The organism is Micromonospora sp. NPDC049203 (assembly GCF_043197215.1).
GTDB lineage: Bacteria > Actinomycetota > Actinomycetes > Mycobacteriales > Micromonosporaceae > Micromonospora.
In genome coordinates this window covers 272967-287622 of the sequence record NZ_JBICSV010000006.1, presented here as the reverse complement: position 1 = coordinate 287622, position 14656 = coordinate 272967, and the positions used below count along the sequence as shown (strand labels likewise).

Genomic DNA, 14656 nt, shown 5'->3' with positions numbered 1-14656 from the left:
ATTCGTCGTCACGGAGGGTGCCGATTCCAAGGGGTCCAACCTGACGGGTGCCCTCGGGGGAACGGGCTCGGCCGGCGAGGCGGGGGGTGCGGCATGCACGCGGTGATCATGGCCGGTGGTCGGGGGACGCGGCTTCGTCCGTACACCACGGCGCTGCCGAAGCCGCTGGTGCCCATCGGTGACAGCTACGCGATCCTGGAGATCGTCCTGCACCAGCTCGCGGCGGCCGGGTTCGGCGGTGTCACGCTCGCGGTCAACCACCTCGGGTCGCTGATCCGCGCCTTCGTGGGCGACGGCCGGCGGTTCGGCCTGCGGGTCGACTACACCGAGGAACGGGTGCCGCTGTCGACCGTCGGCCCGCTGTTCGGGCTCCGTGACCGCCTGCCCGAGCACTTCCTGGTCATGAACGGCGACATCCTCACCGACCTCGACTACGGGGACCTGCTGCGGGCCCACGTCGCCGGTGGCGCGCCGCTGACGGTGGCGACCTTCCGCCGTCAGGTCAAGGTGGACTTCGGGGTGCTCGCCGTGTCCGACGGCCGGGTGGTCGAGTTCGCCGAGAAGCCCACCCTCGACTATCGGGTGAGCATGGGGGTCTACGGCCTGGCGGCCAAGACCGTGGCGTCCTACCCCGCCGGCATGCCGCTCGGTTTCGACCAGCTCATGACGAGTCTCATCGAGCAGGGGCAGTACCCGGCCGACTACCCCTTCGACGGCTACTGGCTCGACATCGGCCGTCCCGAGGACTACGACGAGGCCAACCGGACCTTCGAGGCACAGCGGGACATCCTCCTGCCCGCCGGCCTCAGGGAACTGCCGTGACGAGCGTTCTGCTCTTCGGCGCCAACGGCTTCGTCGGCCGTCACGTCCATGCCGCTCTCGCCGCCGAGCACGACGTCACCTCTCCCCGTCGCGCCGAGTGTGACCTGATCACCGCCACCGTGGGTGAGCTGGGCGCGCTGATCGGGGCGCACCGGCCCGTCGCGGTGGTGAACTGCACCGGCCTGCTCTCCGGAACCGATCACGACATGGTCGCGGCCCACACCCTGGTCACCGCCAAGCTCGTCGAGGCCGTGGCGACCGCCGCGCCCCAGGCCCGGCTGATCCGGCTCGGCAGCGCCGGCGAGTACGGGATCGTTCCCGACGGCATGGCGGTGCCCGAGACGTGGCCGGGCGCGCCGGTGAGCGCGTACGGCCTGAGTCACCTGGCCGCCACCCGGCTGATGGAACTCGCCGTCGCGGCGAACCGCCTGGACGGCGTCGTACTCCGGGTGTTCAACCCCATCGGTGCCGGTCTGTCGCGGGACAACGTCCTGGGCCGGGCGGTACGTCTGCTGCGGGCCGGACTGGCACGCGGCGCCTCGGAGATCGCCCTGGGACCGCTCGGCGCGTACCGGGACTTCGTGGACGTCCGGGACGTCGCTCGCGCCGTGGCCACAGTCGTGGCGGCACCGGCGGTGCCGCATCCCGTCCTCAACGTCGGCTCCGGCCGGGCGGTGCGGGTGCGGACGGTGATCAGGGAGCTGGCCGCGGTGGCCGGATTCACCGGCGGGGTCGCTGAGGCGGCACCCGCCGAGGACGGCCACCGCTCCGCGGGCGTGACCTGGATGTGTGCGGACATCTCGCGAGCCCGGCGGCTCGGCTGGAGTCCTGCCCACGAAATGACCGACACGGTGAAGGCCATCTGGGCCGAGGCGTCCGACCTCGACCGGACCGCACTGCCGAAGGAGTAGAGGTTGTATCAGCGAATAGGGGTCGTCGGGCTCGGCTACGTCGGCGTGACGCTGGCTGCCGCGTTGGCTGCCAAGGGGTACGAGGTCCACGGCGTGGACACCCAGCCCCGGGTTCGGGAGTCCCTGCGCGCCGGGCGGGTCCATGTGTTCGAGCCGGGCATCGAGGAGGTGTTCGCGGCGCACGTCGGGCGGTCCCTGCTCATCGAGGAGGAACTACCGGGCGACCTCGACGCCGTGGTCCTGTGCGTCTCGACCCCGGTGGACGGGACCACCCGTCGTGGCCGCCTGGAGAACCTCGCCGCCGCGGCCGAGACGGTCGCCCGGCGCTGCCGGCCGGAAACCCTGGTGGTGGTCCGGAGCACGGTGCCCGTCGGAGTCAGCCGGCGGGTCGTGCTGCCGCCGCTGGCCCGGGCGTGGGGCCGGGTACGCCTGGTCATGGCGCCGGAACGCACCATCCAGGGACAGGCCCTGCGTGAGCTGGTCGACCTGCCGCAGGTGGTCGGGGGGCTGGACGCCGCCAGTCTGGAAGCGGGGCTGGAGTTCTTCGGCGGGCTCGCCCGGGAGCTGGTGCCGGTCTCCAGCCTGGAGGCGGCGGAGCTGGTGAAGCTGGCGAACAACTGCCACACCGACCTGATCTATTCGTTCGGCAACGAGCTCGCGCTCGTCGCGGAGACCCATCAGCTGGATCCGTTGGAGGTGATCCGGGCGGCGAACGTGAACTATCCGCGCCCTGACCTCAGCAAGCCCGGATACGTCGGCGGGGGCTGTCTGTCAAAGGATCCGTACCTGATGGTCGAGAGCGCGGGGCAACGGACACCGCTCCTGGTCAACGCGGCCCGGCAGCTGAACGAAGAACTGCCGGTCCACGTCGCCGAGAACATGGTCGAGCTGATCCGGCAGACGTGCCCCCGGCTCGCGGGAGCCCGGCTGGCGGTGCTCGGATGGGCCTACAAGGGATGGCCGCCCACCGACGACATGCGGGGTACGCCGATCGCCGCGATGATGCCGATCTTCCAGGCCGCCGGGCTGGAGGTGGTCGGTCACGACCCGATGGTCAGTGGTGACGTCATCCGCCGGTACGGCGGCGAGCCGACCAGCCTCGACAAGGCGTTCGGTGAGGCCGACGCGGTGCTGGTCCTCACCGACCATCCCGACTACCGGTCGTTGCCGGTCGGCGCCCTGCTCGCGGGGACGACCGTCAAGGTGCTGTTCGACTCGTGGCGCGTCCTCGACGAGGGCGAGGTCCGGGCCGCCGGCATCCGGTACGCCGGTATCGGCTACCGGACTCCGAAGGCCGACGCCACGGCGGTGACCGCCTGATGCGCGCGCTCGTGCTCGGCGGGGCGGGCTTCATCGGCCTCCACCTGGTGGAGCGACTCAGTGCCGAGGGTTGCCAGGTCACTGTCGTCGACGACTTCTCGCGCGGTTCCGACGACGAACGGATGGCCGCTCTGCGGGCCCGTCCCGGTGTCGACGTCGTCTCCGCCGACCTGACGCGGCCCGAGGCCTGGGCACGGCTCCAGCCCGACGTCGACCAGGTGTATCTGCTGGCCGCGGTGGTGGGCGTGCGGAACGTCGAGGCGGACCCCGGCCGGGTGCTGCGGGTCAACACGCTCACCGTGGCCCATCTCGTGAACTGGCTGCGGCCGGGGCCGAAGGTCTTCTTCAGCTCGACGAGCGAGATCTACGCCGGTGGCGTCGATGCCGGCGTGGTGCCGGTGCCCACCCCGGAAGACGTCCCGATCATGGTGGCCGACGTGGCGTCTCCCCGGATGTCGTACGCGATCAGCAAGCTCGCGGGCGAGGCCATGCTGCTGCACCACGCCCGGGCCACGGGCGTGCCGGTGGTCATCGGCCGCTTCCACAACGTGTACGGGCCCCGGATGGGCGCCGACCACGTCGTTCCGGAGATGGCGTTGCGGGCGATGGAGGGTGAGAACCCGTTCCGGGTGTGGGGGGCCGACCAGTACCGCGCGTTCTGCTATGTCGACGACGCGATCGAGGCGGTCGTGCGACTGATGGACGCCGCCGTCGAGGGCCCGGAGGTCGTGCACATCGGGAACGACAGGGAGCAGACGAACATCGCCGATCTCGCTCGGCTCGTGCTCGACGTGGTGGGCGTCTCGGCCACGCTGCGACCCATGCCGGCCCCGGACCGGTCCGTGCGACGCCGGTGCCCCGATCTGGGCAGGCTGCGGCGGCTGACCGGCTTCGAACCGACCGTCTCCCTCACCGAGGGGGTAGGCCGGACCGTCGACTGGTACCGGGGCTGGCGGCAGACGATCGCCATGCCCGGGCAGCTGACGGCGGCACGCGACCGCACGCCCGTCTGACTCGGCGGCAGGAGGGCCGGCACCCGTAACGGGTGCCGGCCCTCCTGCCGTCATGACCGAGCCGTCAGGCCGGCCGGTTCTCGTGCCGGACGGACTCCGCGGCGGGAGCGGCAGGTTGCGGCAGCCTCGGCCCGCCCGACATGAGACCGCGGGCCGCTCGGTAGAACTCCGTACGCCGCGGGACGAGCCTGTCCTCGGCGAACTCCCGGGCGACCGCGAGGTTGCGCCGCGACGCGGCTACCATCCCCTCCCGGTCCGCCAGGGTGCGACGGAGGACCCTGGCCAGGTCGTCGGCGTCACCGGCGGTGAACAGCATCTCCGGGGGGAGCAGTTCGGGGATGCCGCCGGCCGTGGAGCCGATGGCGGGCAACGCGCGGGCCATGGCCTCGATCAGAGCCCGGGGGAGACCTTCGGTCCGGGACGGCATCACGAAGAGGTCTGCGCTGTCGAGCCGGTGCCGCAGCGCCTCGACTGTGGGAATCCACCCGGCGAAGGTGATCCGGTCGCGTACCCCCAGGCGGGTGGCGAGTTCCTCCAGCGCGGGCTGGTAGCGGCCGGGACCGACGTGGACGTGCCGCACCTCCGGTGTCGACGGCCCCAACAGCGAGATCGCCTCGATCAGCGTGTCGATGCCCTTGTACAGCTGCTCCAGCGAGCCGACCGACATGAGGGTGAGCGACCCGGAGGGCGGCCGATGAGTGCGGGGCTCCGGCACGTAGGCGGCGGGCGGCAGGTTGACCGAACTGATGCCGGTCGAGAGCGCCCCGGGCCGGGTCGGGTACCGGGACTGCAGCGTCCGGCTCGTCTCGTACGACACGGCCACCGCGGACCCGCACTGCCGCTTGAGGTTGCGTGTGGTCCACGCGCGCAGGAACGGCCGCAGCGGGTGTTCCACCACGCCGGGGGCGAAGACGGCGTACGGGTCGCCGATGACCTCCATCGCGTAGGGGAGACCGCGTCGCGTGATGTGCCGGTGCATGTGGGTGGCGATCGTCGACGGCGTCCTCAGCAACACCGCCTCCGCGTCGGCGGCGATCCTGCGCACGGCCCGGTCGATCCGGGGCATCTGCCGTACGTACTGTCGCGGCCCCTGGTAGTAGGGGATGGGCGCCACCGTCACCCGGTCGCCGTCGACGCGGAGGGCGTTCGGCGGAATCTCCGCCACGTCCCGGGCCCGAGCCACGACCCGCACCTCGTCGAAGGCCTCCAGATAGCGGGACCAGAGCGCGTAGTCGGTGCCGAAGGTGACCCAGAAGCGGTTGTCCGGGGTGCGGACGTAACGGCATTCCTCGGTGATGGTCAGCCTCACGTGTCAGTGTCCTTCCGATGGCTGGTGGTGCGGTGACGCGGACGGCCACTGGGCCGTCCCCGGAGGCCGACGGGTGCCGCCGGCCTCCCGCCTCACGGGTTGAGCAGGAACCGGCCGATGGCGTCGTCGATCAACTGGGCCTCGGCCTCGGTGGTGGCGGAGCCGCTGGGCAGCGCGAGCCCCTGGGCGAAGAGGCGCTCGGCGGCGCCGGTGACGATGTGCCGTGCGTCCCGGAACACCGGTTGGAGATGCATCGGCTTCCACACCGGTCGTGTCTCGATGCCGTGCCCTGCCAGGTGTGCGGCCAGATCGGAAGCGTGCCAGCCGGCTTCCCGCGGGTCGACCACGATGACCGTCAGCCAGTAGTTGGCGTCGCCGTCGGCGTCGTTGAGCAGGCGCACACCGGGGCTCGCGGCGAAGAGCTTCGCGTATCGCTCCCGGGCCTGGCGGCGCTGGGCGATCATGCGGTCCAGCCGGCGCAACTGCGCCCTGCCCAACGCGGCGAGCAGGTTGCTCAGCCGGTAGTTGTAGCCGACCTCGGTGTGCTCGTAGTGGACGGCCGGCTGGCGGGCCTGCGTCGCGAGGTACCGGCAGCGCGCGACGAGTTCCTGGTCGTCGGAGACGAGCATGCCACCGCCGGACGTGGTGAGTATCTTGTTGCCGTTGAACGAGAAGGCGGCGGCCACGCCGAACGACCCGGCGGGCTGCCCCGCGTGGGCGGCGCCCAGCGCCTCCGCGGCATCCGCGACGACCGGCACTCCCGCCTCGGCGCAGACCGGCAGCATGGACGTGTAGTCGGCGCAGGCGCCGAACAGGTCGACAGGCACCACGGCGGCCACGTCGGCGCCCTCGGCGCGCAGCCGGCTCAGCGTCTCGGCCAGCAGCGCGACGTCGATGTTGCCCGTGTTCGGGTCGCAGTCCACGAAGACCGGTTCCGCCCCGGTGTACGTCACCGCGTTGGCGGTGGCGGCGAAGGTGAGGGTCGGTACCACGACCACCCTGCCCGCCCGGGCTCCGGTGCAGAGCAGCGCGAGGTGCAGCGCCGCCGTGCCGGAGCTGACCGCGACCGCGTGGCGTCTCCCGCTCCGCTGCGCGATCTCCTGTTCGAACGCGTCGAGCTCCGGTCCCGTCGGCGCCACCCAGCCGGACCGCAGTGCCGACAGGAGGTACGACTCCTCCAGAGGGCCGACGTCCGGGGGAGAAAGGAAGATCCGATAGCCCATGACGCTCCAATGCATTTGTGCGGCGTCACCGATGATTCCCCATGGACACCTCCGTCGGATGATTCTTGCGCCAATTCATATAATTGCTTGCGAGGGCGTAACCGATTCCGTCGGAAATCGTTTATCGGGCAGTCCGCCGCCTTATCCGATAGCATCCGCCGGTGCTGCACTTGCGACTGATCGCGCCGTCCGATCGATCGGCGGCCGTGGCCGACCTCCTCGCTGCCGATCCCGGTGTCACTCACCTCGCGGTCCTCCCGGGCGCGGCCCGGCAGCCACCCGGCGACCTGATCCTCTGTGACGTGGTGCGGGAGAGCGCGGACGGGGTGCTGCGGGGCCTTCAGGAACTGGGTGTCGAGCAGAACGGTGGCGTCTCCGCCACCGACGTGGAGCTGACCCTGTCCGCAGCGGCCGAGAAGGCCGCCGAAACAGTGCCGGGCAGCGGAACCGATGCGGTGGTCTGGGACGAGATCGCCGCGCAGACCGGCGAGCAGACCCAGCTCTCCGGCACCTACCTGGCACTGATCATCGTCGCCACCGTCATCGCCGGCATCGGCGTCCTCCTGGACCAGCCCATCCTGGTGGTCGGCGCGATGGTGGTCGGCCCGGAGTTCGGGCCGTTGGCCGCTCTGTGCGTGGCCCTGCTGCGGCGTGACGGCCGGACGGTCCGTTCCGCCCTCCGTGCGCTGGTGGTCGGCTTCGTCGTGGCGATGGTGGTCACTGTGCTCAGCACCTGGGCACTGACGGCCGCGGGCCTGGTCGGCCGGGAGATGCTCGTCGCCGAGCGGCCCCTGACCGACTTCATCTGGCGCCCGGATGCGCTCTCCTGGGTGGTCGGGATGCTCGCCGGGATCGCCGGAATGCTCTCACTGACGTCGAAGAAATCCGGCTCCCTGGTCGGTGTCCTGATCTCCGTCACCACGGTGCCGGCGGCGGCGAACGTCGCGGTCGCGCTCGCCTACGGTGTGTGGCACGAGGCGGCCGGCTCCGCTCTCCAACTCGTGATCAACCTGGGTGCCATAGTGCTCGCCGGTCTGCTCACCCTGGGCGTCCAGCGGTTCTGGTGGGGACGGTACATCCGCCCGGCCGGAACGTCCCGGGTGCCCGGCCGCCGTCGTCCGCCGGCTGGTGAGGCGGTGCCTCCGGCACCGCAGCCGGGTCCACCGTCCGGGCAGCGGGACGCCTCGCGCTGACGGTCAGCGGCTGCCGGGCAGCGCACACCGGTACTCGGGGAAGAAGTCCGGAGACGCCGACCAGGCCGCGTCCCGCCGCGTCCCCTCCTGCCGGTGCGCCGCGCACAACCGCCGGTACACCGGTTCGTCGAGCACGCGGGTACCGAGGTGGAACGGCACCAGCCCGTGCGGGGCGAAGGCCCGCTTGTAGCGGAAGATCCCGTCGTCGGGGGCATACCCGCCGCCGAGGACGAACCGGATCCGGCCCTGGGCGCGTCCCCACCGGCAGATCTCGAACTTGAGCAGGTCGTTCGGGCGCAGGTCGAACGCGGCCTGCTCGGTGCCGCCGAGGTAGGAGTAGAGACTCAGCGCACTCGACAGCACCAGCTCGGTGGAGACGACCCGCCCGTCGTGCAGTGCGTGGAAGAACGCGAACTGCCCGGGCAGTTCGTCGATGATCGTCTGGAAGAAGTCACGCGGGAAGTAGTAGCCGCTCGTCGCCGCCCGCCGGTCCATGGTGCCCTGGTAGATCCGCAGGAAGTCGTCGAGCCGTGCGCCGTCGAGGTCGACCTCGACAGTCACCCCGTTCCGACGGGCCTTGTTGACGTTCTTGCGCACCTTGTGGTCGAACTCGCGCCACATGTCCTCGTCGCTGGTGCGCAGGTCGCGGACGACGTTGACGAGCCTCTCCCGGACCGGGCCGGGCGAGGGCAGCCGCTCGTCGTCGAAGAGCGTGAGCCGGGTGACCTCGGACACCACGTTGCGGCGGGCGCAGAACACGTCGAAGGACTCCCAGAACCTCTTCGCGTCGAGTTCGTCGGCACCCTCCTGGAAGGCGCCGCCGTAGCCGTACGGGCTGGTGACGTCGTGATACCGGCCCGGCGGCACGTCCAGGTGCGGCGCGTCGACCGGGCGGAGCAGGAACGGGTAGAGGATGAAACCGCGCCCGGTGCGGGCGTACGCGGCCAACGGCTGGTCCTCCGGGCCCGCGAAGAGCCTGAGGTAGGCCGGATGGGCGAAGACCTCCCGGCGGCTCCAGGTCTGGTGGAGGGCGGTCCAGCGTTCGCTGTCCGACGTGCTGCGGGCGTCCAGGATCTCAATTCGCATCGTCGTCACTGCTGGTCAAACGACAGCGGGCCGGTGAGGTGTCGACGGCGGCGGCGTCCGCCGCCGACTACCCCCAGGAGTCCCCGGCGGCGAGCCGTCGCCGCAGCGCGTCACGCAGCGGAACGGACTCGCCGTCGCGGCCGCCCCTGCCCAGCACCAGGGGCGGCGGGTCCGGTTGTGGATCCACTCCGAACAGCCGGGCGCGCAGGCTCGCGGGCACGGTGAGCAGATGGAAACGACCGTCCCGATCCACCGCCCGGGTGTGGGCCCGGTCGATGTACCAGCCGCTGATCCGGGTGCGGTAACGCGTTCGCCCGTCGTAGGAGCGGGCGGAGAGCCGGGTGGTGCGGAGCCCGAGGCGGATCGCCTCGGCGGCGAACGACGCCACCAGTGCCGCCGCCTCGGCCTGGTCCGCGGCGCGCTGCCGGGCCTCGGCCTCGGCGTGTGCCCGCACCGCGCGGCGCTGCCGCTCGCGCCACTGGAGGTCGTCGTCCGCCACGTCGCTTCCCCTGCCTCTCAGGCCAGGCCGGCGCGTCGCAGGGCCTCCGCCATGGCGTCGTTCACCGGCGCCGCCGATCCGCCACCTCGTCCCTGCCGCGGCGACTGACCGCCGCGCGGGCCGCCCCGCTCGCCCTGGCCGCCGCGCTGCCCGCCGCCGTCGCCGCGCTGCCCGCTGCCGCGCCGGCCGCCGCGCTGCTCGCCGCCCGGACCGCCGGTCGCGGGACGGCCACCGGCCGGCGCCTCGTCGTCGAGCCGCAGCGTCAGCGAGATCCGCTTGCGCGGCACGTCCACGTCGAGCACCCGGACCTTGACCACGTCACCGGACTTCACCACGTCGCGCGGGTCCTTGACGAACGTGTGCGACATGGCCGAGACGTGCACCAGGCCGTCCTGGTGCACGCCCACGTCGACGAACGCGCCGAACGCGGCCACGTTCGTCACCACGCCCTCCAGCACCATGCCCGGCGTCAGGTCGCTGATCTTCTCGACGCCCTCGACGAAGGTAGCGGTGCGGAACTCCGGGCGCGGGTCGCGGCCGGGCTTCTCCAGCTCGGCCAGGATGTCGGTGACGGTGGGCAGGCCGAACGTCTCGTCGACGAAGTCGGTCGCGCGCAGGCCGCGCAGGATGGCCGACTTCCCGATCAGGCCGCGCAGGTCCTGCCCTGTGGAGGAGAGGATGCGGCGCACCACCGGATACGCCTCGGGGTGCACGCTGGAGGAGTCCAGCGGGTCGTCCCCGCCGGGGATGCGCAGGAAGCCGGCGCACTGCTCGAACGCCTTCGGCCCGAGCCTCGGCACCTTCTTCAGCTCGGCCCGGGTGCGGAACGGCCCGTTCGCGTCGCGGTGCAGCACGATGTTCTCGGCCAGCCCCGCACCGATGCCGGAGACGCGGGTGAGCAGCGGCGCGGAGGCGGTGTTGACGTCCACGCCGACGGCGTTGACGCAGTCCTCGACCACCGCGTCGAGCGAGCGGGACAGCTTCACCTCGGACAGGTCGTGCTGGTACTGGCCGACACCGATCGACCGAGGGTCGATCTTCACCAGCTCGGCCAGCGGGTCCTGGAGGCGGCGGGCGATCGACACCGCGCCGCGCAGCGAGACGTCCAGACCGGGCAGCTCCTGCGAGGCGTACGCGGAGGCGGAGTAGACCGACGCGCCGGCCTCGGAGACGACCACCTTCGTCAGCTTCAGCTCCGGGTGCTGCTTGATCAGGTCACCGGCGAGCTTGTCGGTCTCCCGGCTGGCGGTGCCGTTGCCGATGGCGATCAGCTCGACGCCGTGCGCGGCGGCGAGCGTGGCGAGCGTGTGCAGCGAGGCGTCCCACTGCCGGCGCGGCTCGTGCGGATAGATCGTGTCGGTGGCGACCACCTTGCCGGTCGCGTCGACCACCGCCACCTTCACGCCGGTACGCAGGCCCGGGTCGAGGCCCATCGTCGCCCGCGTGCCGGCCGGTGCGGCCAGCAGCAGGTCACGCAGGTTGGTGGCGAAGACCCGCACGGCCTCCTCCTCGGCCGCCTGCCACAGCCGCATCCGCAGGTCCGCGCCGAGGTGGATCAGGATCCGGGTACGCCAGGCCCAGCGCACCGTGTCGGCCAGCCACTTGTCGGCGGGCCGTCCCTGGTCGCTGACGCCGAACCGGCCGGCGACGGCCGCCTCGTAGCGGCTGGGACCCGGGGTCGCGTCGGTGTCCCCCTCGGCCTCCGGGTCCATGGTCAGCTCCAGCACGCCCTCCTTCTCGCCGCGGAACATGGCGAGGATGCGGTGCGAGGGCAGCTTCGGGTACGGCTCGGCGAAGTCGAAGTAGTCGGCGAACTTCGCCCCGGTGGTCTCCTGGCCGTCGCGTACCCGGGAGACCAGCCGGCCCCGCGACCACATCTGCTCGCGCAGCGTGCCGATCAGGTCGGCGTCCTCGGCGAAGCGCTCGATCAGGATGGCCCGTGCCCCGTCCAGGGCGGCCGCCGCGTCCGCGACGCCCTTGTCCGGGTCGGTGAACCCGGCGGCGACCGTCTTCGGGTCCTGCGCCGGGTCGGCCAGCAACGTGTCCGCGAGCGGCTCCAGCCCGGCCTCGCGGGCGATCTGCGCCCTCGTGCGCCGCTTCGGCTTGTACGGCAGGTAGATGTCCTCCAGGCGGGACTTCGAGTCGGCGGCGAGGATCTGCGCCTCCAGCGCCTCGTCGAGCTTGCCCTGGCCCCGGATCGACTCCAGCACCGCCGCGCGCCGCTCGTCCAGCTCACGCAGGTAGCGCAGCCGCTCCTCCAGCGTGCGCAGCTGCGCGTCGTCGAGCAGGCCGGTGGCCTCCTTGCGGTAGCGGGCGATGAACGGCACTGTGGCGCCGCCGTCGAGCAGCTCGACTGCCGCCCGCACCTGACGTTCGGCGACGCCGAGTTCCTCGGCGATCCGCTGGTGCACTGACTGGGTCACGATTGTCATCCGCCTTCTCGGGTGGTTTCCGCCCTGCATTGTGCCGTTCGCCTCCGACCGGCTGTGCCCGGCCCGCCGCCGGCTGCGCTAGCGTGGCGATCATGGAGGCACCTGCGGATCCGCGGGCCCGGCGGCTGTTCGGCGGCAGCGCCCGGGCGCTCGGCGACCTGGCCGCCGGCCCGTTCCGGGCCGACCGGGACCGGATCGTCGGGTCGCCGTTCTTCGCCCGGCTGAACGGCGTCACCCAGGTGATCAGCCCTGGTGGTTCCGGGCTGCTGGTGCACAACCGGCTCACCCACAGCCTGAAGGTGGCCCAGGTGGCCCGGGCGATCGCGGAGCGGCTGACGGCCGACCCGGCGCACCGGGACCTGCTGGACAGGCTCGGCGGCTGCGACCCGGAGGTGGTGGAGGCCGCCGCGCTCGCGCACGACCTCGGGCACCCGCCGTTCGGGCATCTGGGGGAGCGGGTGCTCGACCGGCTGGCCCGGCAGCGCCTCGGGCTGGCCGACGGTTTCGAGGGCAACGCCCAGTCGTACCGGATCGTCACCAGCACCGAGATCCGCGGCGCGGCGACCACCGGGCTGGACCTGACCGCGGCGGTCCGGGCGGCCATGCTGAAGTACCCGTGGACCCGGCTGGACCATCCCGACCCGCACCCGCGTCACCTGGACCCGGCGCCCCGGGGCGCGGCGGCACCGCCGGAGGATCCGGAGAGCGGGTCGGTGAAGTTCGGCGCGTACCGCACCGAGCTGGACGACCTGCGGCAGGCGCGGGAGCCGTTCGCCGGGCGGATCCCGGACTGGCAGCAGACCCCCGAGGCGTCGGTGATGGACACCGCCGACGACATCGCGTACGCGATCCACGACGTGGAGGACTTCTACCGCGTCGGGGTGCTCCAGCAGGGCGCGGTGGCGGCCGAGCTGATGGCGTGGCAGCGCGAGTGCGGGCACCTGCGGTCGATCACCGCGTCGGCGCTGGAGGGGGCGGGCCGGCGGCCGGGCGCGGCGATCGAGCGGCTGCGCCGGCAGCTGCACCGCAAGGACGACTGGATCGCCGACGACGAGGCGTTCGCCGCCGCCGTCGAGCACGTCCGCGAGGAACTGGTGGAGGGGCTGCTGGCGCTGCCGTTCGACGGCTCGATCGAGGCGGAGCAGTACGTGGCCCGGTTCTCCGCCCGCTGGTCCACCCGTTTCGTGGAGGCCATCACGGTGACGCCGGACCCGGGGGTCCGCTCCGGGTACGTGCTGCTGGACAAGGCGCAGTGGCACGAGGTGCAGGTGCTCAAGTTCGTGCACCACCGGTTCGTGCTGGCCCGCCCGGACCTGGCCCTGCACCAGCGTGGCCAGGCCCGGCTGCTGGGCACGCTGGTGGAGGCGCTCTGGGAGTGGCTGCTGGACCCGGAGGAGGAGTCCCGGCTGCCGCGCCGGCTGCACGACCTGGTGGAGCTGGCCGAGGCGGAGCTGCACCCGCGTACCCCGGACCGGATCGGCCGGGCCCGGGGGCGGGCGATCATCGACTTCGTCGCGCAGCTCACCGACGGTCAGGCGGTGGCGATGCTCGACGCGCTGTCCGGCCGCTCCGGCGCGCTCTGGACGGACGCCTTCGTGCTCTGAGACGGCTCGGAGCACGAGGGCGACCGCGCCACCCGGGGACCGTGCCGGGTCAGGCGACCGCCTGCCACCAGCCGTCCACCGCGGGCGGCTCGTCCACCACGACCCGCTCGCCGGGGCGCGGCACTGCGAGCCGGACGTCGCGCGCCTTCGCCTCGGCCCAGAGCCGGTCCACCGGCTCGGACCAGTCGTGCAGGGCCAGGTTGAACGTGCCCCAGTGCACCGGCACCAGCAGCCCGCCGCGTACGTCGAGGTGGGCGGCGACCGCCTCCTCCGGGAACATGTGGATGTGCGGCCACGCCCTGTCGTACGCGCCGATCTGCATGAGCGTCAGGTCGAACGGGCCGTGCTCGGCGCCGATCGCGGCGTACCCGTCGAAGTAGCCGGAGTCGCCGGTGTAGAAGACCTTCCGGTGTGTGCCGGTGATCGTCCAGGAACTCCAGAGCGTGCCGTCGCGGCGCAGCCCGCGCCCGGAGAAGTGCTGCGCGGCGGTGGCGGTGAGCGTCAGCCCGCCGGCCCGGTGGCTGTCGGACCAGTCCAGCTCGACGATGCGGTGCTCGGGTACGCCCCAGCGGGCCAGGTGCGCGCCGACGCCGAGCGGCACCACGAACGGCGCGGACTGGAGGTCGGCGAGCGTGCGGACGGTCTCCATGTCCAGGTGGTCGTAGTGGTCGTGCGAGATCAGCACCGCGTCCAGCGGGGGCAGCTCGGTCAGGCGGACCGGCGGCTCGTGGATGCGGCGCGGGCCGACCAGCCCGGACGGGGAGCACCTGTCGCTCCACACCGGGTCGAGCAGCACCCGGTGCCCCTCGATCTCGACGAGCGTGGAGGCGTGGCCGTACCAGACGACGTTCAGTTCGCGGGCCGGGTCACCGGCCGGCGCGGAGGCCGGGCGCAGCAGCGGCACCGGGCTGCCCGGCCGCCGCTTCTGCTTGCCGAAGACCAGCTCACGGAGCAGGTTGCGGCCGGGGTCGGCGACCATCGTGGCGCTGGCGCCGGCCGGGTTGTGGAACGTGCCGTCGCGGAAGCGCGGTGACCGGGCCGCCCGTTCCGCCCGGGCGCCGGTGAGCCGCCCGCCGAGCTGGGCCGGTACGTCCCGCGCCGCCCAGGCCAGCCCGGCGACGGCGGCCAGCCCGGCGAGCTTCCACACCCGCCCGCCGCGCGTCCGGTCCGGTTCCCGCCCCGTTGCTTCCCGCATGCTCGTCCCTCCGACGTGTCCCGTCGTACACGGTAGCCACCAGCGCGCC

General features: G+C 72.4%; 12 protein-coding genes. 6 read left to right on the top strand and 6 right to left on the bottom strand.

Annotation, left to right across the window (positions count from 1 at the left end):
* The first annotated feature begins 93 nt into the window (after window positions 1-93).
* The 4 genes from ACGFIA_RS18995 to ACGFIA_RS18980 are packed head-to-tail and all read left to right on the top strand — an operon-like array spanning window position 94 to window position 4066.
* Window positions 94-822: a sugar phosphate nucleotidyltransferase gene (locus tag ACGFIA_RS18995; protein ID WP_357477452.1), complete on the top strand. Its 729-nt coding sequence runs from the start codon at window positions 94-96 to the stop codon at window positions 820-822.
* Window positions 819-1733, top strand: a complete 915-nt coding sequence (locus tag ACGFIA_RS18990) for an NAD(P)-dependent oxidoreductase (protein WP_357477454.1) — start codon at window positions 819-821, stop codon at window positions 1731-1733. Before ACGFIA_RS18995 ends, ACGFIA_RS18990 begins: the two co-directional genes overlap by 4 nt.
* A 3-nt stretch (window positions 1734-1736) precedes the next feature.
* Entirely contained in the window at window positions 1737-3053 is a 1317-nt protein-coding gene (locus ACGFIA_RS18985) for a nucleotide sugar dehydrogenase (protein ID WP_357477457.1), read from the top strand.
* Window positions 3053-4066 carry an NAD-dependent epimerase/dehydratase family protein gene (locus tag ACGFIA_RS18980; RefSeq protein WP_357477459.1) on the top strand — a complete coding sequence of 338 codons (1014 nt, stop codon included), beginning with the start codon at window positions 3053-3055 and terminating at the stop codon, window positions 4064-4066. The genes ACGFIA_RS18985 and ACGFIA_RS18980 overlap by 1 nt, the downstream gene beginning before the upstream one ends.
* 64 nt (window positions 4067-4130) lie before the next feature.
* Here the strand turns inward: ACGFIA_RS18980 and ACGFIA_RS18975 are convergent, their stop codons facing one another.
* Window positions 4131-5375 carry a glycosyltransferase family 4 protein gene (locus tag ACGFIA_RS18975; protein WP_357477461.1) on the bottom strand — a complete coding sequence of 415 codons (1245 nt, stop codon included), beginning with the start codon at window positions 5373-5375 and terminating at the stop codon, window positions 4131-4133.
* A 92-nt stretch (window positions 5376-5467) separates the two neighbouring features.
* Window positions 5468-6598, bottom strand: coding sequence for an aminotransferase class I/II-fold pyridoxal phosphate-dependent enzyme (locus ACGFIA_RS18970; RefSeq protein ID WP_357477464.1), 1131 nt, complete (start codon window positions 6596-6598; stop codon window positions 5468-5470).
* 161 nt (window positions 6599-6759) lie between these two features.
* Here ACGFIA_RS18970 and ACGFIA_RS18965 point away from each other — a divergent pair, with 161 nt between their 5' ends.
* Window positions 6760-7791: a DUF389 domain-containing protein gene (locus tag ACGFIA_RS18965; protein ID WP_357477467.1), complete on the top strand. Its 1032-nt coding sequence runs from the start codon at window positions 6760-6762 to the stop codon at window positions 7789-7791.
* A 3-nt stretch (window positions 7792-7794) separates the two neighbouring features.
* Here the strand turns inward: ACGFIA_RS18965 and ACGFIA_RS18960 are convergent, their stop codons facing one another.
* The 3 genes from ACGFIA_RS18960 to ACGFIA_RS18950 form a co-directional block, all read right to left on the bottom strand.
* Entirely contained in the window at window positions 7795-8877 is a 1083-nt protein-coding gene (locus tag ACGFIA_RS18960; RefSeq protein WP_357477469.1) for a GNAT family N-acetyltransferase, read from the bottom strand.
* Window positions 8878-8944: 67 nt separating this feature from the next.
* The gene (locus tag ACGFIA_RS18955) at window positions 8945-9376 is read right to left on the bottom strand and encodes a hypothetical protein (protein WP_357477472.1); all 432 of its coding nucleotides are present in this window, start codon (window positions 9374-9376) and stop codon (window positions 8945-8947) included.
* A gap of 17 nt (window positions 9377-9393) precedes the next feature.
* The gene (locus ACGFIA_RS18950; protein ID WP_393261129.1) at window positions 9394-11838 is read right to left on the bottom strand and encodes a Tex family protein; all 2445 of its coding nucleotides are present in this window, start codon (window positions 11836-11838) and stop codon (window positions 9394-9396) included.
* A 62-nt stretch (window positions 11839-11900) separates the two neighbouring features.
* On the opposite strand from ACGFIA_RS18950, the gene ACGFIA_RS18945 reads away from it, so the two are divergent.
* Window positions 11901-13412: a deoxyguanosinetriphosphate triphosphohydrolase family protein gene (locus ACGFIA_RS18945; protein ID WP_393261127.1), complete on the top strand. Its 1512-nt coding sequence runs from the start codon at window positions 11901-11903 to the stop codon at window positions 13410-13412.
* A gap of 49 nt (window positions 13413-13461) precedes the next feature.
* Here ACGFIA_RS18945 and ACGFIA_RS18940 read toward each other — a convergent pair whose 3' ends face one another.
* A complete protein-coding gene (locus ACGFIA_RS18940; RefSeq protein ID WP_393261124.1) occupies window positions 13462-14607 on the bottom strand; it encodes an MBL fold metallo-hydrolase in 1146 nt (381 codons plus the stop codon).
* Between the last annotated feature and the right edge of the window lie 49 nt (window positions 14608-14656).

Excerpts from the sequence above, each read along its gene's own strand:
- ACGFIA_RS18995 (WP_357477452.1), top strand. The coding sequence starts at position 94 with ATGCACGCGGTGATCATGGCCGGTGGTCGGGGGACGCGGCTTCGTCCG.
- ACGFIA_RS18980 (WP_357477459.1), top strand. The coding sequence starts at position 3,053 with ATGCGCGCGCTCGTGCTCGGCGGGGCGGGCTTCATCGGCCTCCACCTG.
- ACGFIA_RS18970 (WP_357477464.1), bottom strand. The coding sequence starts at position 6,598 with ATGGGCTATCGGATCTTCCTTTCTCCCCCGGACGTCGGCCCTCTGGAG.
- ACGFIA_RS18960 (WP_357477469.1), bottom strand. The coding sequence starts at position 8,877 with ATGCGAATTGAGATCCTGGACGCCCGCAGCACGTCGGACAGCGAACGC.
- ACGFIA_RS18950 (WP_393261129.1), bottom strand. The coding sequence starts at position 11,838 with ATGCAGGGCGGAAACCACCCGAGAAGGCGGATGACAATCGTGACCCAG.
- ACGFIA_RS18945 (WP_393261127.1), top strand. The coding sequence starts at position 11,901 with ATGGAGGCACCTGCGGATCCGCGGGCCCGGCGGCTGTTCGGCGGCAGC.
- ACGFIA_RS18940 (WP_393261124.1), bottom strand. The coding sequence starts at position 14,607 with ATGCGGGAAGCAACGGGGCGGGAACCGGACCGGACGCGCGGCGGGCGG.